The organism is Yokenella regensburgei, assembly GCF_051486985.1.
In the GTDB taxonomy this organism is placed as follows: domain Bacteria; phylum Pseudomonadota; class Gammaproteobacteria; order Enterobacterales; family Enterobacteriaceae; genus CBFFRJ01.
In genome coordinates, this window is record NZ_JAHVDV010000028.1 from 37,349 (window position 1) to 57,217 (window position 19,869).

General features: G+C 52.2%; 8 protein-coding genes, 1 tRNA gene and 6 pseudogenes. 9 read left to right on the forward strand and 6 right to left on the reverse strand.

What is annotated here, in order from left to right:
- The first annotated feature begins 173 nt into the window (after positions 1-173).
- The 3 genes and pseudogenes from KXR87_RS17935 (at position 174) to KXR87_RS17945 (ending at position 2,400) form a co-directional block, all read left to right on the forward strand.
- A pseudogene (locus tag KXR87_RS17935) lies at positions 174-892 on the forward strand (DUF554 domain-containing protein).
- A 105-nt stretch (positions 893-997) separates the two neighbouring features.
- Positions 998-1,073: transfer RNA gene (locus KXR87_RS17940), tRNA-Phe, on the forward strand.
- 322 nt (positions 1,074-1,395) lie between these two features.
- Positions 1,396-2,400, forward strand: a pseudogene (locus KXR87_RS17945) (tyrosine-type recombinase/integrase).
- Between the two features lie 187 nt (positions 2,401-2,587).
- On the opposite strand, the pseudogene KXR87_RS17950 reads toward KXR87_RS17945, so the two are convergent.
- Both KXR87_RS17950 and KXR87_RS17955 read right to left on the reverse strand, forming a co-directional pair.
- Positions 2,588-3,274, reverse strand: a pseudogene (locus KXR87_RS17950) (integrase domain-containing protein); the annotation flags it as partial.
- A 1-nt stretch (position 3,275) separates the two neighbouring features.
- Positions 3,276-3,536: pseudogene (locus KXR87_RS17955) on the reverse strand (hypothetical protein); the annotation flags it as partial.
- Positions 3,537-4,077: 541 nt separating this feature from the next.
- On the opposite strand from KXR87_RS17955, the gene KXR87_RS17960 reads away from it, so the two are divergent.
- The 4 genes and pseudogenes from KXR87_RS17960 (at position 4,078) to KXR87_RS17975 (ending at position 12,376) form a co-directional block, all read left to right on the forward strand.
- Positions 4,078-6,183 carry a type VI secretion system Vgr family protein gene (locus KXR87_RS17960; protein WP_437433572.1) on the forward strand — a complete coding sequence of 702 codons (2,106 nt, stop codon included), beginning with the start codon at positions 4,078-4,080 and terminating at the stop codon, positions 6,181-6,183.
- A 66-nt stretch (positions 6,184-6,249) separates the two neighbouring features.
- Positions 6,250-10,401, forward strand: a complete 4,152-nt coding sequence (locus KXR87_RS17965) for an RHS element core protein (RefSeq protein ID WP_437433573.1) — start codon at positions 6,250-6,252, stop codon at positions 10,399-10,401.
- Positions 10,401-11,081 (forward strand): ankyrin repeat domain-containing protein, encoded by a 681-nt coding sequence (locus tag KXR87_RS17970; RefSeq protein ID WP_437433574.1) that lies wholly within the window; start codon positions 10,401-10,403, stop codon positions 11,079-11,081. Before KXR87_RS17965 ends, KXR87_RS17970 begins: the two co-directional genes overlap by 1 nt.
- A gap of 263 nt (positions 11,082-11,344) precedes the next feature.
- A pseudogene (locus KXR87_RS17975) lies at positions 11,345-12,376 on the forward strand (IS630 family transposase).
- 65 nt (positions 12,377-12,441) lie between these two features.
- On the opposite strand, the gene KXR87_RS17980 reads toward KXR87_RS17975, so the two are convergent.
- The 3 genes and pseudogenes from KXR87_RS17980 to KXR87_RS17990 form a co-directional block, all read right to left on the reverse strand.
- The gene (locus tag KXR87_RS17980) at positions 12,442-13,584 is read right to left on the reverse strand and encodes a Fic family protein (RefSeq protein WP_437433575.1); all 1,143 of its coding nucleotides are present in this window, start codon (positions 13,582-13,584) and stop codon (positions 12,442-12,444) included.
- A gap of 395 nt (positions 13,585-13,979) precedes the next feature.
- A pseudogene (locus KXR87_RS17985) lies at positions 13,980-14,489 on the reverse strand (Wadjet anti-phage system protein JetD domain-containing protein); the annotation flags it as partial.
- On the reverse strand, positions 14,455-14,820 hold the full coding sequence (locus KXR87_RS17990) for a hypothetical protein (RefSeq protein ID WP_437433576.1): 366 nt from the start codon (positions 14,818-14,820) through the stop codon (positions 14,455-14,457). The pseudogene KXR87_RS17985 and the gene KXR87_RS17990, both read right to left, overlap by 35 nt.
- 538 nt (positions 14,821-15,358) lie before the next feature.
- On the opposite strand from KXR87_RS17990, the gene KXR87_RS17995 reads away from it, so the two are divergent.
- Positions 15,359-17,548: a TonB-dependent siderophore receptor gene (locus KXR87_RS17995; RefSeq protein WP_437433577.1), complete on the forward strand. Its 2,190-nt coding sequence runs from the start codon at positions 15,359-15,361 to the stop codon at positions 17,546-17,548.
- Positions 17,549-18,444: 896 nt separating this feature from the next.
- Here KXR87_RS17995 and KXR87_RS18000 read toward each other — a convergent pair.
- Positions 18,445-19,029 (reverse strand): NAD(P)H-dependent oxidoreductase, encoded by a 585-nt coding sequence (locus tag KXR87_RS18000; protein ID WP_437433578.1) that lies wholly within the window; start codon positions 19,027-19,029, stop codon positions 18,445-18,447.
- 114 nt (positions 19,030-19,143) lie between these two features.
- On the opposite strand from KXR87_RS18000, the gene KXR87_RS18005 reads away from it, so the two are divergent.
- Positions 19,144-19,737 (forward strand): TetR/AcrR family transcriptional regulator, encoded by a 594-nt coding sequence (locus KXR87_RS18005; RefSeq protein WP_437433579.1) that lies wholly within the window; start codon positions 19,144-19,146, stop codon positions 19,735-19,737.
- Positions 19,738-19,869 lie beyond the last annotated feature (132 nt).

The window sequence follows — 19,869 nt, forward strand, 5'->3', positions numbered from 1 at the left end:
AACCAACGAGACAACGGCAAACTTTAGCCTCATGCAGACGCATTTTCATTGGTTCACATAAGTAACTATATTCAAAAGATTAATACTCACCAGCACCGCATTATTCGGGCATAATAATGTGCATTACAGCGCCATACTATGCAGTTGCTCACGCCAGGTATCAGGAGAAAAACGTGTTTACTGGACCCTTTATCAATGCTGCCGCCGTTCTTTTAGGCGGCGTTCTGGGGGCGGTCCTTAGCCAGCGCTTGCCGGAACGTATTCGCGCCAATATGCCGTCGATTTTTGGCCTCGCATCCCTGGGGATCGGCATTCTGCTGGTGATTAAATGCGTCAATCTCCCCGTGATGGTGCTCTCTACTCTTGTCGGCACGCTAATTGGTGAACTCTGCTACGTGGAGCGCGGCATCAGCGGTAGCGTAAATGGCCTGCGCAACGTGCTGCAAAAGCGTCGTGGCGGTGAACACGCCCTCACTGGGCATGAGGCGTTTATTCAGAGTCTGGTGGCGATCATTATTCTGTTTTGTGCGAGCGGACCGGTATCTTCGGCGCGATGCGTGAAGGCATGACCGGGGATAACAGTATCCTCATTGCAAAAGCCTTTCTCGATTTCTTTACTGCATTAATTTTTGCCACCTCGCTGGGCATTGCCGTCGCCGCGATCAGCGTGCCAATGCTGGCGATTCAGCTCACCCTCGCTTACAGCGCCACGCTGATTATGCCGTTAACCACGCCTGCGATGATGGGCGATTTTACCGCCGTGGGCGGTGTGCTCCTGTTAGCTACGGGCTTAAGAATTTGTGGCATCAAGATGTTTGCAGTAGCGAACATGCTGCCTGCCCTCGTTCTGGCCATGCCGCTTTCCGCCCTGTGGACCGCCTTTTTTGCCTGAAGATACGTGCATCTCCTCTTTTCTGGTGATAGATTGTGCAGTCTGCAACGATTTGAAGAAATTTCGTTGACGAGGCGAGGCGAATCGGTTTTAATGCCCGCCGTTGCCCGGATAGCTCAGTCGGTAGAGCAGGGGATTGAAAATCCCCGTGTCCTTGGTTCGATTCCGAGTCCGGGCACCACTTATTCAGAGAACCCAGCCTATGGCTGGGTTTTTGCTTTTAGAGATGTGGACTCTCCATCGAACTTCGTTCGATTATTCGCCGCACGCGGCTCACCCCTTTGGGGCCAGCGCGACAAGCGCGCTGTTCAACGCCTGCGGCGTTAGTCCGAGCCCGGGCACCACCTTTCCTTTTTTATGCTTCCTTATGAATTCCTATGTGTATGCAATTCAATTAGTTAGCGTAAAAATCTTTCCGGATACGTTTTGATTTATCCCTGTGTATCCGGAAAATTGTGAGTCAGATTGAGGGTTCATTCAGTTCGATGAACGGAGAGACCCTCATGCTAACTGACAGTAAAATTCGCGCCGCGAACCCCCTCGCAAAGTCCTACAAAATCACCGATTCACGAGGTCTGTACCTGACGGTATCCACCAGCGGCGCTAAGTTATGGTATTTCCGCTATCGCTTCGATGACAAAGAAAATTGTCTAGCCTTTGGCGCTTATCCTCTGGTGACGCTGGCGGAAGCCCGCGAAAAACGCGATGCAGCGCGTAAGCTGCTGGCGTCCGGTATTTGTCCTTCGCAGATCCGCAAGGCGGATAACGCCGCCGTGGGTACATCCCGCACGTTTACCTTTATCGCCACCGCGTGGCACACCAGTTGCCTTAAGCTCTGGTCGGAAGGCCACGCCGATAACATCCTCACCTGTCTTCATCGCTACGTCTTTCCCGATATTGGCACGATGGATATCGCCAAAATTGAAACCCGCCATCTGGCGCTGGAGCTGAGCCTGCACGTCTTTCTGCGCTCCAGTGAGCTGCGCCTCGCCCACTGGGATGAGTTCAACCTGAAAGCCCATATCTGGACGGTGCCAGCACAGCGGGAAGCGGTTAAGGGCGTGAGATTTTCATCGCGTGGCGCAAAGATGAAAGATGAGCATCTGGTGCCGTTATCCGCACAGGCCGTCGCTCTGCTGGAGCAGATAAAGGAAATTACTGGAGAGTCGGTATTTGTCTTTGCGGGTGCGCATTCGATGAACAAGCCGATGAGTGAAAACACCATCAACAAAGCGCTACGGGTGATTGGCTACGACACCAAAACCGAGGTTTGCGGTCATGGTTTCAGAACAATGGCCTGTAGCGCCCTGAACGAGTCCGCACTGTGGTCGCAGGACGCCATCGAGCGCCAGATGAGCCACAAAGAGCGCAACGGCGTGCGATGTGCATAAGGCGGAGCATCTGGAAGCCGTATGGAGATGATGGAGTGGTGGTCGAATTATCTCGACGTGAGCCGCGAAGGGTACGTTGCGCCGTATATTTATGCGCGACAGCATAAGGCGGCCTGAGTCAGCGGCAATATAATTTGTTGAAAATGAAAACGCTGATCCTGATTGAGTCGGATCTGCGTTTCTGTATTAAAAGGTTTTGTATTTAATATCCCGGTGATTAATCGGAAAGCATACAAAAAATTTTGTCCTCAAAATTTTTTGTATGAAAACCAATCAATAATTCAATTTTTCAAGGTAGTAGCTATCAACCAGTCTTTTCCTGTCGCCCGTAAACCTGCGCCACATACCGTCCGCGCCCATCGCCGTGGCCCAAATCCATTGCCGTCAACGCCAGCGCTTCCTTCTCGCTGAATCCCTGCGCCAGGTAATGACGAATGGCATCCTGCGCCCACGCATAACGCAACGAGTGTGGGGAATAGGCGCCAGTTAAGTCAAGACCCGACGCCTGGCTGTGGCAGTATTTCATCGCGCTTTTCAGGTCAGGCTTATCGATCAGCCTGCCGTGGCGATCTTCTGCCACCGCCAGCGCATTATCCAGCGCTTTTCTGACAGCTATAGCATCAAGAATAACGGTTTCACGCGGACGGCCGTCTTTGGTGCCGAATACCACAGTCAGCCGGGACTCCTCCCGCTCCAGCGACTGTTTCCACGTTCTTAATGACTGCGCACTCTGTACCGCTTCCTGCGAGCGTAATCCCATCAGCCTTGCAAGTTCCAGCGTTGCCGCCAGCCCCGGCTCTCTGACTCTGGCGGTTTCCAGCCCCTGTCGGTAATGCTCCGGCGTGATGGCCCGTTTCGTACCGCTACGGGATGCGCCGGACAACCCCAGTGAATGGTTGTTTATCCGGTCACCGTCTGCCAGTTTTGCACGCCCGGCCTGTTTCAGGATACAGCGCACCGCCGCCATCTCATTTTGCAGGGAACGCTTTGTGGTGCGGTGGGATCGGATCGAATAATCCCGGTCTCAGCAGGGTGAGCGCAGCGGCCAGTCGTCCGCAGAATGCCATGCGCAGTGCCGGATCGTTGCATTCCGCCAGGGCAAGCGCGAGTTTGTCGCAGGGGGTGGCGAGGACGGTAAAATCGGTGTCGGCGCTGAAAGGGATGGAAAGTAACGGGTGTGTCGGGCTGAGGATTGTCGCCGTAAGGCAGCCTCCAGTGAGTAGCGAGTTACGCCCACCACCAGAGGTTCCAATCTCATGGGTGGTGGAACCGGACAGGGTTGGAACTACCAGCCTCACTGACACTGGCGCATCTTACGATGCCCCCGCCCGGCCCCACCATTGATATGTAGCAAAGCGCACGACACAAAAAAAGCGCAGACGCGCCTCGTGTCGTCAGTGAAGTCATTCAGGGTTCCAATCCCGGCACCTGATTTTGCAGATGCCAGTAAAAGATACGGCGATTGATGAACGCCGACAAGGGGGCAGAAACGCAGGCAAGATGCTCCCCACTGCCCGACAGCATTTCAGTAGCTCACCGGATGTAAAATAATACAGGCCATATATTCATGTGACGGATATAAATATAAAATACATTTTTAATAAAAATAAAACACAATTCACCATTCATTGACAGAAATCATAAAACAGGACAGGGAGTCGTTTTTAAATGGGACATTATTTATCAGTGATGCTAATCATTTCCCCGGTTATTCGCAGATAAGTCAGAAGACCAGATAACGCCTGTTGCGATGCCTGCGGAAATGCCCCGTTTTATTGATTCAGGGAGGCACTTATGTCGACAGGTTTACGTTTCACACTGGACGTGGATGGTCTGGGGTCAAAAACCTTCGCCGTGGTGAGCTTTCTGCTGAAACAGCGTTATTCATCCCCGTTTACTCTGGACATTGAAGTCGCCAGTGACGCTTTCGGACAGGCAGCGGAAAACGTACTGGAAAAGAACGCCACCCTGACTGTCTGGCAGGGAGATACACCACAGCGCCATATCAGCGGCATTGTCACCCGCTTCGGGATGAAAGAGTACAACGGCTGGCAGATGTGCTACAGCCTGACCATCAACCCTCCCCTGTGGCGCGCCGGGCTGCGACAAAATTTCCGTATCTTCCAGCAGCAGGATATTCAGACCATTTCCACCACGCTGCTGGAAGAAAACGGTATCACAGGCTGGGAATCGCTGTTTTATGAAGATCACCCGGCGCGGGAATTTTGCGTGCAGTATGGCGAGACCGACCTGGCGTTTCTCATCCGCCTGTGGTCGGAGGAAGGGATTTTCTTTTTTGACCGGCACGTTGCCGACACGCAAACATTAACGTTGTGCGATGACATGGCCGGGCTGTCCCGCACGGATGAAATCCCCTTTAACCCCAACCCCGCGACCACTCTTTTGCCCCTGACTGTCAGTACATTCAGTTACCAGGCGCAGATACGCCCCTCTTCGGTGGAAACCAAGGACTACACCTTTAAGGTGCCGGGATGGCCGGCGTATTACGGACGCGATGGCGAGCACCTTAACGGCCAGCGCACGCAGTATGAAGTTTTCGATTATCCGGGACGATTTAAGGATGAGCAACATGGGCAGGATTTCGCCCGCTATCAGATGGAGGGCTGGCGCAACAATGCGGAGACAGCCTCCTGCGTCAGCAATTCACCGACATTATGGCCGGGCGTCATTTTTACGCTTACCGGGCATCCGGTCAGAGAGCTTAACCGGCAATGGCAGGTTGTCAGCAGCGTTCTGACGGGCAAACAGCCGCAGGCGCTGAAAGGCAGTCAGGGGCCGGGCACCACGCTGGATAACCAGTTTGAGGTTATCCCCACTGACCGGACCTGGCGACCGCAGCCCCTGCTGAAACCGAAGGTGGATGGTCCGCAGAGCGCAATTGTGATGGGGCCGCCGGGAGAGGAAATCTTCTGCGATGAGCATGGCCGGGTGCGGGTGCGGTTTCACTGGGACCGTTACTGTCCGGGGAATGAGGACAGCTCCTGCTGGGTGCGGGTATCGCAGGCATGGGCAGGTGCCGGATTCGGCAATCTCGCCATTCCGCGCGTGGGTCAGGAGGTTATCGTGGACTTCCTCAATGGTGACCCTGACCAGCCCATCATCATGGGACGCACCTATCACCAGGACAACCGCTCTCCCGGCAGTCTGCCGGGAACGAAGACGCAGATGACCATCCGCTCAAAAACCTACAAAGGGGATGGTTTTAATGAGCTGCGCTTTGAGGATGCGACGGGGCAGGAGCAGGTTTATATCCATGCGCAGAAGGATATGGATACCGATGTGCTGAATAACCGCACCACCGATGTGACGGCAAACCACCGCGAAACCATCGGCGGCAATCAGCTCATCACCGTGAAGCAGAACCAGATACAGACGGTGGTACAGAATCAGAAAGAGACCGTGGGCCAGAACCAGAGCATTACCGTCGGCCAGAATCAGGCAGAAACGGTGGGCGTGGCGCGGGCGCTGACGGTCGGGGTGGCGTACCAGACCACGGTGGGCGGCGTGATGAATACCTCGGTGGCGCTGACGCAGTCCTCGCAGGTCGGTATTTATAAATCCCTGCTGGTTGGCAAAGGCTATGACGTCAGCGTGGGGGAAAACGTCACCTTCACGGTGGGCAAAAGCAAAACCGAAAACACAGGAAAGGTGGCGGTCTATTCCGCCGGGGAACATCTGGAACTGCGCTGCGGGCAGGCACGGCTGGTGCTGACGCAGGACGGAAAAATATTCCTTAACGGCACCGCCATTAACCTCCAGGGCGTCCAGACCCTCAGCGGCGATGCGCTGATGATTAACTGGAATTGCGGCGTAGCGGAAGATCCGCCGAAAGCACCGGAGGAAGACAGCAGCCAGCCGCCGGATATGCGGCAGTACTGAGCAATGTCACCGCAGCAACAGGGCAGTATGTTAAAGGAAAATAAAAATTTATAAAAGGACGGGAATATGAGCGGAAAACCGGCGGCGCGTCAGGGCGACGGCACCTTGAAGGGTGGCCCGATAATCCAGGGGTCGGCGGGTGTAATGATTGGCGCGCCCACCGGTGTCGCCTGTTCAGTATGCCCCGGTGGCATGACCTCCGGCAACCCGGTCAACCCATTGCTGGGGGCGAAAGTGCAGCCCGGCGAAACGGATTTTGCCCTGCCCGGCCCGATGCCGTTTGTGCTCTCTCGTTCTTACAGCAGTTACCGGACGAAAACGCCTGCGCCGGTGGGTATCTTTGGCCCCGGCTGGAAAGCGCCTTTTGATATCCGCTTACAGATTCGTGAAGATGAACTGATACTCAATGACAATGGCGGGCGCAGCATTCACTTTGACCCGTTGCTTCCCGGTGAAACGGCGTTCAGCCGCAGCGAATCGTTCTGGCTGGCGCGGGGCGGCGTTCCGGCGCTGCATGAAAGTAATCCGCTGCATACTCTCTGGCAGTCACTGCCCGAATCGCTCCGCGCCAGTCCACATATTTACTTCGCCACCAACAGCGTACAGGGGCCGTGGTGGATACTCGGCTGGTCTGAGCGCGTTCCTGAACCTGATGAAGCACTGCCCGCCCCGCTACCGCCGTACCGGGTGCTGACCGGGATTGTCGACAGATTCGGACACGCGCTGGCATTTCACCGGGATGTGTCAGGCGATTTTGCCGGAGATATCAACGGGGTGACAGATGGCGCAGGTCGCCGCTTCCGGCTGGTGCTGACCACCCAGGCACAGCGGGCAGAGCAGGTCCGCAAACAGGCCGCATCCGCAAAACAGCCCCCGGTGCCGGAGGTGCTGCCTGCCACGGAGTACGGCGCAGATGACGGTGTTCGCCTGGCAGAAGTGTGGCTTACCCGTGACCCGGCATACCCGGATAATTTGCCTGCTGCACCGCTGGCGCGTTATACCTACTCCCCGCGTGGCGAACTGGTGGCGGTATACGACCGCAGCAATACCGTGGTGCGTGATTTTGTTTATGACGCAAAACATCCGGGGCGAATGGTGGCGCACCACCACACCGGGCGTCCGCAGACTACATATCACTATGATGCCACAGGTCGGGTGACAGCGCAGCACAACCCGGCAGGCTTAAGCTACACCTATGCATACAAAAAAAACAGTATCACCATCACCGACAGTCTGAACCGCCGTGAAGTGCTGCACACTGAAGGTGACGGTGGACTGAAGCGGGTGGTGAAGCTGGAGCGCGCAGACGGCAGTGTCACGCAAAGCGAATATGACCCCGCAGGCAGGCTTATTGCGCAGACAGATGCGGCGGGCCGTAAAACGGAATATCGCCTGAGTCCCGGCTCCGGCCTGCTGAAAGAAATTATCACACCGGACGGCAGGCGCACCGAACTTTACCACAACAGCCAGCGCCAGCTGACCAGCACGCTGTACCCGGACGGGCTGAAAACCCGGCAGGAATACGATGACCTGGGCAGACTGATTGCCGAAACGACGCGCAACGGCGGTACAACCCGTTACTTTTATGCTGACTCGCGCAGTGAACATCCCTGCGCTACCGAAGACGCCACTGGCAGCAAAAAACAGATGGTGTGGAGCCGCTACGGGCAGTTGCTGACCTTCACCGACTGCTCTGGCTATGAAACCCGTTATGAATACGACCGTTTCGGGCAACTGACAGCCACACACCAGGAGGAAGGTATCAGCCTGTACCGCGCTTATGATAACCGTGGCAGGCTGGTCGGCCAGCGGAATACCGCAGAGCAGGAAACCCGTTACGAATACAATGTGGCGGGCGACCTGGCGGCAGTCATTTTTCCTGACGGTAGCCGCAGCGAAACCACCCACGATAACCGGGGCAACGCTATCAGCACCACGCAAGGCGGCCTGACGCGCCGGATGGAATACGACGCCGCAGGCCGGGTGACGCAACTCACCAGTGAAAACGGCAGCCATACGGCATTCACTTACGATGTGCTGGACAGGCTGACGCAGGAAACCGGTTTTGACGGCAGGGTGAAGCGTTACCGTTACAGCGCGACCGGACAGCTTGTGCGCAGCGAGGATGAAAGCCTTGTCACGGCGTGGCATTACGATGAATCTGACCGGCTGACATACAGAACCGTGAACGACGAACCGGCAGAACAGTGGTTCTACAACGAACGTGGCTGGCTGACAGACATCAGCCACCTCAGTGACGGACGGCGCGTCGCCGTGCATTACGGTCATGATAACCGGGGCCGCCTCATCAGCGAGCGCCAGACGGTACATCACCCGGAAACCGGTGAACTGCTGTGGCAGCATGAAACAAAGCAGGACTACAGCGATAAGGGACTGGCGACCATCACCACACCCGACCAACTGTCGCCGGTGGAATGGCTCACCTACGGCTCCGGCTATATTGCCGGAATGAAGCTCGGTGACGAACCGCTGGTTGATTTCATCCGCGACCGCCTGCACCGTGAAACGCTGCTCAGCTTTGGTCAGTATGAAAGAACCACAGCATACGCTGTCGCCGGGCAACCAGAGAGTTACCACTTTAACAAACCGCAGCTTAACCGCGACTATACCTGGAACGAAGCCGGGCAGCTTATCCGAATCAACGGCCCGCATGAACAGCGCGATTATCAGTACAGCGACGCCGGACGGCTGGTCAGCACGCACATCAAATCTCCACACCATGAGCTTACGCAGTGGGCACTCACCGACCCGGCGGGCAACCGGATAGCAGAGCGGGATAAATACCCGATGCTGTCGGAGGTCTGGCGCGACAACCGCATCGCCCTGGACACAGACTACTTTTACCACCACGACCAACACGGCAGGCTGACGGAAAAGGATGAGCGACGTGTCAGGAATGGCGGCAGCTATACGCATCACTACAGCTATGATGGCCAGCACCGACTCACGCATTACCGCCTGATGCAGCAGGGAGACACCCTGACGGAGAGTCGCTATGCCTATGATCCGCTGGGCCGCCGTATTGGTAAACGGGTATGGAAAAGCCGGACGGAGCATGACTCAAACGGGGACAGTTATCTGTGGCTGGATCCCGAGCCGGAAGTGACCTGGTACGGCTGGGATGGCGACCGCCTGACCACCACGCAGACGGGCACTACCCGCATCCAGACGGTGTACCAGCCAGGGAGCTTTACACCGTTAATCCGCATTGAAACGGCAACACCAGAGCTGAGCAGAACCGTCCGTCGCACGCTGGCGGAGAAACTGCAGCAGGACGCGGGGATGGCGTTTGCGCCGGAGCTGGTGGCAATGCTGGATAATCTGGAGCAGGAACTGAAAACAAATCAGATAAGCGAACAAAATCAGCAATGGCTGGCGATGTGCGGGCTGACCGTGGAGCAGATGAAAAATCAGGTGGAGCCGGAGTACACGCCGCAGCGGACAATCCACCTGTACCACTGCGACCACCGGGGACTGCCACTGGCGCTGATTAATACGGACGGCAATATCGCGTGGAGCGCAGAGTATGACGAGTGGGGAAATATGCTGCGTGAGGATAATCCGCATCATCTGCAACAGCTTATCCGGCTGCCAGGACAACAGTGGGATAAAGAGACGGGGCTGTACTATAATCGTCACCGGTATCTCGAGCCGTTGCAGGGGAGGTATATTACTCAGGATCCGATTGGATGGCGTGGAGAATGGAATCAATATATATATCCATTAAATCCAATTGAAAAAATTGATTCACTTGGTCTGGATATACAAAACGCATTAGGGCCATTTGTAAATTCCCCGGGTATTCAATCTGAATTAACAAAATCAATGGCAGAATATTTTGAAGCCGCAAAACCAGTATCGATGCGTCCTGATGGTAATCCTTGGGGTTATGGCTGTGGTGATAAAGATTCAGACTGGTATGTTCCTGATAGTTTATTTGGTGCTGACTTTATGCCAGCCTGTAGAACCCATGATATATGTTATGGTACGTTAGAAAGTAATAAAGCATATTGCGACACCCAATTAGGAAAAAATATAGTTTTAGCATGTAATAAAAGTTTGAAAGACATTCCCGGCCTTGAGGATACATTATCTAATTGTTATGCTGCTGCTGGTATCTATCAACTCGCAGTGGAACAACTTGGTGGCGATGCATATCTTGCTGCACAAGAAGATGCAAAAATGAGAGGGAAGTAATGATAATTTTAAATAAAGTGAGATTATTACTATTTTTTTTATTACCAGCAATCATATGTTCGTGTGATTCATATGAATATAAAAGAAATTTTTCTTTGAGTTCTGTAGCCAGTTTTCCATCAACGATACGTGAATTAAAAAACAGATGGTTTTTTTGTGAAAAATGCCTAAACAGTACGCAATGTAATTTAAATGATGTTAAGCAATGCAAAACAATTACGTTACCAGACAGGAATGAGGCCTTAAGTTTAGCTGTAGGAAGAGCCAACACTGAAGCAGTCCATTTTTTGGTCAGCACCACTAAAGCAGACGTCAATAGTGCCATTGGAGAATATAAGGAAACACCATTAATCGTTGCCGCATACTATGGAACAGAAAAACACAGAGAAATAGCAAACTTTTTGATCTCACATGGCGCAGATATTAATGCAACTGCACACGCCCCTACAGATACTGCATTAGTTACTGCTCTCTGGAAAAATAATATTGAATTCTCAATATTTCTACTCAAAAACGGGGCTGATCCCACAGTGACAGCATCAGGGAAAAAAGATGGCTATATTTGCTTGTATGCGATAGAAAAAAAGCAAGCTGAAATTATCCCATACATCCCCGACTGTTGTTCAACAGTCAAACAGGATTCACATTGGCTTCGTGAAGCTGGATATTTATGCCCATGACATAATATCGTCTACTTATAGGGAGATATAAACATCTGTCGATATTTCTCTCAACTAAAATAAGCTTCCAGATAAACAACTCTCATGATCTGACTATTAGGATAAGGACAGCAGCATGAATATCAAAAATACTTTATCTAATATACCGAATATGCATTCCTAAATAGCTGCGCGGAATAGTAGATCACTTTGAGGGAACTCAGCCCGGATTGTGCGATCTGATCAATCGCCAAATCAAAACAAATCACCAACCGGACTGAGCGATGCCGATCATAGCACCAATTCCCCGTGACGAACGACGCCTGATGCAGAAAGCAATCCATAAAACGCACGATAAAAATTATGCCCGCAGGCTGACGGCCATGCTGATGCTGCATCGGGGCGACCGCGTCAGCGATGTTGCAAGAACTCTCTGCTGCGCCCGTTCCTCCGTCGGACGCTGGATTAACTGGTTCACGCTGTCGGGTGTTGAAGGGCTGAAATAATTACCTGCCGGACGAACCCGTCGCTGGCCGTTTGAGCATATCTGCACGTTATTACGTGAGCTGGTAAAACATGCTCCCGGCGATTTTGGCTACCAGCGTTCACGCTGGAGTACAGAACTGCTGGCAATAAAAATCAACGAGATAACCGGATGCCAGTTACATGCAGGAACTGTACGTCGCTGGTTGCCTTCAGCGGGACTTGTGTGGCGCAGGGCTGCGCCAACCCTGCGTATCCGTGACCCGCATAAAGATGAAAAGATGGCGGCAATCCATAAAGCCCTGGACGAATACAGCGCAGAGCATCCGGTCTTTTATGAAGATGAAGTGGATATCCATCTTAATCCCAAAATTGGTGCGGACTGGCAGCTACGCGGACAGCAAAAACGTGTGGTCACGCCGGGACAGAATGAAAAATATTATCTGGCTGGCGCGCTGCATAGCGGAACAGGTAAAGTCAGTTATGTGGGTGGAAACAGTAAAAGTTCAGCATTATTTATCAGTCTGTTAAAGCATCTGAAAGCGACATACCGACGGGCAAAAACGATAACGCTCATCGTGGACAACTATATTATCCACAAAAGCCGGGAAACACCGCGCTGGCTGAAGCAGAATCCGAAGTTCAGGTTGATTTATCAGCCAGTGTACTCGCCATGGGTAAATCATGTTGAACAGCTATGGCAGGCGCTTCATGACACGATAACACGCAATCATCAGTGCCGTTCAATGTGGCAACTACTGAAAAAGGTTCATCATTTTATGGAAACCGTCAGCCCATTCCCAGGAGGCAAACATGGGCTGGCAAAAGTGTAGCGGTATTAGGCGCAGCTATTTAGTCTGCTCTTAAACTTAAATTGTCAGTCAATGATATTTTGACATCACAAATCAGGAATAAACCCTTCTTCCCGAAGAACCTTAATCACCCCACGAATCAGATACGAATTAGAAAACTTCGCCGTATAGGTACGCGCCCCTTCTTCTACTGGCTGGAGCAGTCCCCGCTCAATCAGCTTACCAAGCTGATAAGTCACCTGCGTCGGCTTCAGGTCCGGTAAAACAGCGCGTAGGTCGCCCGCTTTTATCGTTCCTAACTCAACAGAACGTTTCAGAACCTTCGATTCCAGCGGATTTATCAGCCCCCTCTCCGACGAAAAATCGATAGCCGGATACAGAATTTTTTCGCTCAGGAAAGCGTGATTTGTCAGTTGATCGACTTTCTTCAGCTCAGAGGAGATCCCTGAAAGCACATATAAACACCATTCTTCCAGCCCCTGCTCTGTTCCCTTATCGGCTAACGAAAGCATGGCGTAATAGCGTTCACGATCGTTACAGAATACCGCTGTCGGATTGAGAACCCGACCACCTGCCTGAACATTAAAACCATACTTTATAAGCAACGCGTAGGTCAGCAATCTGACGGTTCTGCCATTACCGTTGCCAAAAGGATGTATCCAGCCAAAGCGATGATGTACCAGAGCAATCTTCATCAGATCGTACTTTGGCTTATCGGCACGGTTAATAAAGGCGGTCAGTTCCGCCATATAATCAGGAACGCGGATGTGGTCCGGCGGTAAATGGTCAGACTGAGCAATGCTGACGTTATGTTGCCGATATGCACCGGGCGTTCTGTCGCCTTCCTGTTGCAGCCCGGCGACCGCCAGACTATGCAACTCGCGGATAAAATATTCCGTTATGTCATCGCCATTGCTCAGATATTCATCGATGAACTCCATCGCGGCTTCAATGTTGTTAATTTCTTTGAGCTGGTCCGTCGAACTTTGTGTTCCTTCCACTTTGCTTTCAACATAGTCAGCAAGTGTAGTGTGGTTTCCTTCAATCCTTGCAGAGCCAAGGCTCTCCAGCATGTGGAAAACGGCCTTCATCTGCGCAAAAAGGATGGGATGAACGTCGGTTTCCAGCCGCAGATGCCGGAGGATCTCTAGTTCCGTCAGCGCGTCGACCAAAGGGGAGTCAAAGCTGGGGTTCAGAAGCGAGAGTTCAAAGTGATTAAATTGAGCCATAATGTTTAGTTATCTCAACTGGTGCATGACGATATCTCAAAAGTATAGCAAAAATACTAATAGAATCTATCAATTAGAAAATACACCAATTTTAATTATCTCAAAAATCATTGTTCAAACATATCAAATGTATGTTTGGAAGATATTCAACACAAAGGGGGATGGGGTTTTTTCTGCATCATGCATTATGGAATCGTTATGTGTGGAGTTCTGACCGTGATATGTGGACCTCAGACCGTTATGTGTGGAGTTCCATCCACTATATGTGGACCTCAGACCGTTATGTGTGGACCTGACTCCACACATAACGAAACCATTATCCATTTCTGCACCGATTTTTGCGACAACCATGAGAAAATACCGCGTAAACTGCCCCCGCAGCCAGCATGATCTCCTTAGTTCTCTTTTCCCCACCTGACCAGCGCCTCTTCAACTAGCCCCGCAGGCAAAAATTCCTGCTCCAGACGACCACGCGGTAAGCAGGTTAAGTAGCGATAAAAATCGATCTCTTCATTAAGCAAGCCATCAGGTATTGCTTGCTGCGCTTTTACCGGTTCAGGAACGGCGCTATAGCTGGCATATTGCTCAAACAATTCACGGTTCATGAGCAGAACATCAAGCGTCGGACGACAGCGCCTGGCTCTCGCCAGCATCAGTAGCCCCCAGCTATCCATGTCCCCCCAATAGGCAACGTGTTTTTCATCCAGAACTGAGCTGGATAACCATTGCACGTCAAGGCCACACCCTAAAATCGCGATAGTGTTAGATAACGCTGGGAGCTGGTGCAGACACTGTTCATTTTCAATCACCAGAATCCGCGACGCGGGCAATGTCGTTTCCGCCAGTTCCGCCGTCGTCACCCGGCATTTTTTAAAAGGGAGCAATCCTGGCGACTTCAATACCCAACGGATTAGTTTTGACGTTAACGCAGTTTGGTTTAATTTCACCAGTACCCGCAGCAGGGGTAAGATCAACAAGTTGTCTTGCTGTCATGAAACCATAAGGTTTACCCGGACTGATTTCCTCCTTCACCTCCACAACACCAGCATAATATATTTCTTTCACCCCAAATTCGTATTTTCTACCCGATTCTGCAAAAGGTGGGAGAAGTGTACTCAAAATACTATTTGAATAAACGCTCTCCTCCCCGTTATATTTTGCAAGTTGCTGGAAGAAAAAAATTTCTTTTTGCTTCGAGGATTTATTAGTTACTACAATTTTAATTTCAGTAGGCATAAGTCATCTTTCCATATGAAAAATATCGACTAACAATGCTCTATTTACATGAGGAGAAGTTTCTACTGGGTAAATGAAACATTCCATAAGCAAGTTAAAAATGCTTTTTTAATAATTAACTTGCCTGCTTATTAATATGGGCGTGAAGCTCGCTTAATTTTGTGAAGATAGTCACATAAACCAACCATAGATCGATTTTAACGATCAATAACAAGTTAACAATAGGATTTATGAATCAATATTCAACATACATATCTTTAGATATATAAAATATCCAAATAGCGGATTAAGCGTTACTCGAACACTTCTGTATCAGCCTAAGAGTTAGCGATCGGTGACAGAAAATCAGAGATACCCTGCCCATCCAAAAACCACATAAAAATCATGGTATTGCATTAACATTTTTTAACATTAACTATTTACATGGTAACGATAATTCATATCATCTTGATAATTACTATCACCTGCGAAGGTGATGTTGGCGTAATGCGGGGCATCCATGCCGCCGAAACCTCGATAAATCAGGACGATCCTAATAATGAAATCCCGTTGCTCCTGGGCATTAAGCCCTTGTTTACTAATGATGCTCGCTGCAAATGCATCGGCTGAAGAACAAAAAGAAGAGACCCTGGTGGTGGCCGCCAGCCGTGCGAATCACAGCGTTGCTGATATGGCGCAGACCACCTGGGTTATTGAACAGGCTGAAATTGAACAGCAGGTTCAGGGCGGGAAAGAGTTCAAAGAGGTGCTGGCTCAGCTGATTCCCGGAATGGACGTCAGCAGTCAGGGGCGTACCAACTACGGCATGAACATGCGCGGGCGTTCGATGATGGTGATGGTTGACGGCGTGCGCTTAAACTCCTCACGCAGCGACAGCCGTCAGTTGGACGCCATCGATCCGTTTAACATTGCCCGCGTCGAAGTCATCTCCGGTGCCACTTCCCTCTACGGCGGGGGGAGTACCGGCGGCTTAATCAATATCGTTACCAAAAAAGGTCAGCCGGAAACCGAAGCGGAGTTTCAGACCGGCCTCAAAACCGGCTTCAACAGCCATAACGATAATGATGAAAACGTGGCGGCGGCGGTCAGCGGCGGAAACGATAACGCGTCGGGCCGTCTGTCGGTGGCGTATCAGCGCTTCGGCGGCTGGTATGACGGCAAAGGCAACGAGGTCAACATCGATAATACCCAGACCGGTCTGCAATATTCTGACCGTCTGGACGTGATGGGCACCGGCACGCTGAACATTGACGATCGTCAGCAACTGCAGCTCACCACCCAGTATTACAAAAGCGAATCCGACGGTAAGCATGGCCTGTACCTTGGCGAGAACTTCTCGGCGGTGACCGGTTCCGGCAACGCGTACAACAAGAACAATCTCGACGCTGACCGCATCCCCGGCACCGAGCGCCACCTGATCAACCTGCAATATTCCAACACCGATTTCTGGGGCCAGGATCTCGTCGCACAGATTTATTATCGTGATGAGAGCCTGACGTTTTACCCCTTCCCGACCCTGGCCGGCGGCCGGGTGACCAGCATTGGCGCGTCGCAGCAAAAAACCGACTTCTATGGCGGCAAACTTACTGTTAACAGCAAACCGCTGGAGGATTTGACCCTGACGTGGGGTGTCGATGCCGAACACGAAGAATTCGATGCCAACCAGCAATTTTTCGACCTCAACAAAGCGGCGGCCAGTGGCGGCATGAAGCTCGACAACGCCTGGAACGTTGACCGCTATCCGGGCTACAGCATCACAAACCTCGCCCCCTTCCTGCAGAGCAGTTACGACATCTCCGCCGTCACTTTGAGCGCTGGGGTGCGCTACCAGTACACGGAAAATAAGGTCGATGACTTCATTGGTTATAGTCAGCAGCAGGCCATCGCCACGGGTAAGGCGACATCCGCAGACGCCGTGCCGGGCGGAAAAACGGACTACAACAACCTGCTGTTTAATGCCGGGATTCTGGGCCATCTGACCGAGCGTCAGCAGCTGTGGTTTAACTTCTCACAAGGGTTTGAGATCCCGGATCTGGCGAAATATTACGGATCTGGTACCTATCAGCTGCAAAATGGCCACTATCGTCTGGTCAACAGCGTAAACGTCAATGACTCGAAACTCGACGGCATCAAAGTCGATGCCTACGAACTGGGCTGGCGTTTCACCGGCGATAATCTGCGCACGCAGATTGCTGGCTATTACTCGCTTTCTGACAAGACCATCAACATCAACAAGACCGACATGACCATCAATATTGAAGATGATAAGCGCCGCATCTATGGTGTTGAAGGTCAAGTGGATTACTTCTTTACCGACAGCGAGTGGAGTACCGGTGCGAACTTTAACGCCATCAGGTCGCAAACCCGCGTCGACGGGAAATGGGAAAAGCTGACGGTAGACAGCGCCAGCCCATCAAAAATGAGCGCCTGGGTAACCTGGGCTCCGGGCGACTGGACGCTGCGCCTGCAAAGCACGCAGACGTTTGACCTCTCTGACGAAGCCGGTAAGCACATTGACGGCTATAACACTGTCGATCTGTTAGGCAGCTACCTGCTGCCGGTGGGCAAGCTGAGCTTCAGTGTGGAAAACCTGCTGGATGAAGATTACACCACCGCCTGGGGACAGCGCGCACCGGGCCTCTACAGCCCCACCTACGGTGCTGAGAACCTCTATACCTACAAAGGTCGTGGCCGTACCTTTGGCCTGAATTACTCGGTATTGTTCTGATAATCCGTGCCGCCTGCAATGTGGGCGGCAGTTTTTTACTCTGAACAGCGTCACTCCCCCGGCCGTACGCAGCCAGCGCGGGGCTTTCATTCCCGCCGCAAAGAACATCACCAGGTCATACAGCAAGCCTCGTATCTCTTTCTTAACATCTGCGAGATGCCCTTCCCTGCGAACACGTTGGTCAGCGCCTGGCAGTAGCGGCAAAGCCCGGTGCGTTCAGGTTCGAAACGGGGGCGCTTTCAGGGCGAACATCGGCCGTCAGGCTGGCAACAAGATGAGCAGGAATGGGCTCCAGCAAGATGGGTCCGGGCAGGTTCAGGCAGGAACGGAGCCTGCTATAAAGCGCTTTTTCAACCTGGAGATCGTCGTTATCTATCAGGGCTTCGGCGATGGGTTGTATTAAAAGATCCCGACGTTCAGTTATGGGACACGCTGTTTGATGCAGTTGGTCAGTTTATGAAGTAGAAATCACCCGGATCAATTATTCATCCTTAGGTGCCATGAAAAATGTTACGCCGATAACCAACGGTAAGTGACCACATGCAGAGATCATTTTTTATCCTCCCATAGATCTGACGCCATCATGATTTTACACAACGCTGCATTGGGCGCAGGTGGCCTATTCAGACGATCGATACATGCCTGATACTTAACTGGATCATCTACGAAAATTCGCTGTTCAAATAGTACACTTTCGGCGGGGCTGCCATCGATAGGCTGATTCTCATCAGTAGAGACGAACAAATCCAGCAGGTCGTGAATGTTCGGGTTATTTTTTGATAAAGGCATAACCAATCGCTTTCTCAGGTGGGGAAAATTCATTATGCACACTGCAGAAACCTGATGTTATTACTGGACCTTCGACTAACCCGCCTTCCGGCGGGTCATCACTTCCCTCAGCCAAACACCCTCTCCCCCAGCGTCCGTCCTTTGTCCAGATACCCCTCCCCGCTTCCCAGTTCCGGCAGCAACAAAAGTTCAGAGGCTTTGACCTGGGCGCCGCAGTAATCAAAAATGCCGTGAGCGATCTGCGCATTAAAGGCGGCTGTATAACCGTGGCGGTCGTAAGCGCCCTGGCTGGCGGCCCCGAGGCCGATAATGTGTACGGGCAGGTGGCCGAGCTTTTTGACTACCTCACCTTCGGCGGTCTCTTCATATGCCCAACCGTGGGTAAACACGCGGTCAATCCAGCCTTTGAGCAGTGCAGGCATTGACCACCAGTAGACCGGGAACACCAGCACCAGCGCATCGGCCTTATCAATTCGCGCCTGCTCTGCCACAATCTCTGCAGGCAATGAACCGGAAAGTTTAAATGCCGCGAAGTCCTGGGCGGTAAAGGTGGGGTTAAAACCTTCGGCGGTCAGATCAACAATATCGGCGGTGTGCTGCGCACTGGCGGTGATCCCTTTCGCCACGGCCGCAGCCACGTGATGGGTTAACGCGTCTTTGTCAGGATGAGAAACAACGATTAAAGCATGCATAAGGCGACTCCTGGTTGCGGGATGGCGTAAGCAAACGTACTCTATATACCAAAGGTAAGTTATGCTCATTAAGTTACCTTTGGTATATAAACATGTCAATGGAGAATCTGTTTGATGACAAATCCGCCCACCCGCCAGCGTTTATCGCGCGAAGATCGCTATGCTCAACTGGTCGATGTGGCCTGGCAGATTGTGCGTGAAGAGGGCACTGAAGCGCTGACGCTGGGACATCTGGCCGAGCGTGCCGGGATCACCAAGCCAGTGGTTTATGACCATTTCACCAGCCGCTCTGGTCTGTTCGCCGCACTTTATCGGGAATACGATCTTCGCTCGACGGCACGCATGGACGAACAGATAAGCCGCACGGAACCTGCGCTGGATAAGCTGGCCGCGGTGATCGCCGACGCTTACATTGAGTGTGTGCTGCTCTCAGGGCGCGAAATGCCCGCGGTCATTGCCGCGCTCAGCGGCACGCCGGAGCTTGAGCAAATGCGTCAGGAGTACGCCACGACCTTCACTGAAAAATGCCGGACGTTGTTCAACCCTTTCTGCACGGGTAAAACGCTACAAACCCCCGCCCTGTGGGCGATGCTCGGGGCTGCGGAAGGGTTAGCCTGGGCGGTAGTGATAGGCAAAATCAGCGCGCAACAGGCGAAGGACGAGCTGGTGGAGAGCATCATTTGCATGGTGCGCGGCGGCGCTGAATAAACCAAAATGGCCGGTTGCCCGGCCATTCACATTTTTTGTCATCGATAACGTTAAGGAGCGCTCCGTTACCCCCTTCGGTGATGACGTAAAGGCGAAACAGAAGCCTGCCTGTTTTAAACGAGCCTCATGTTT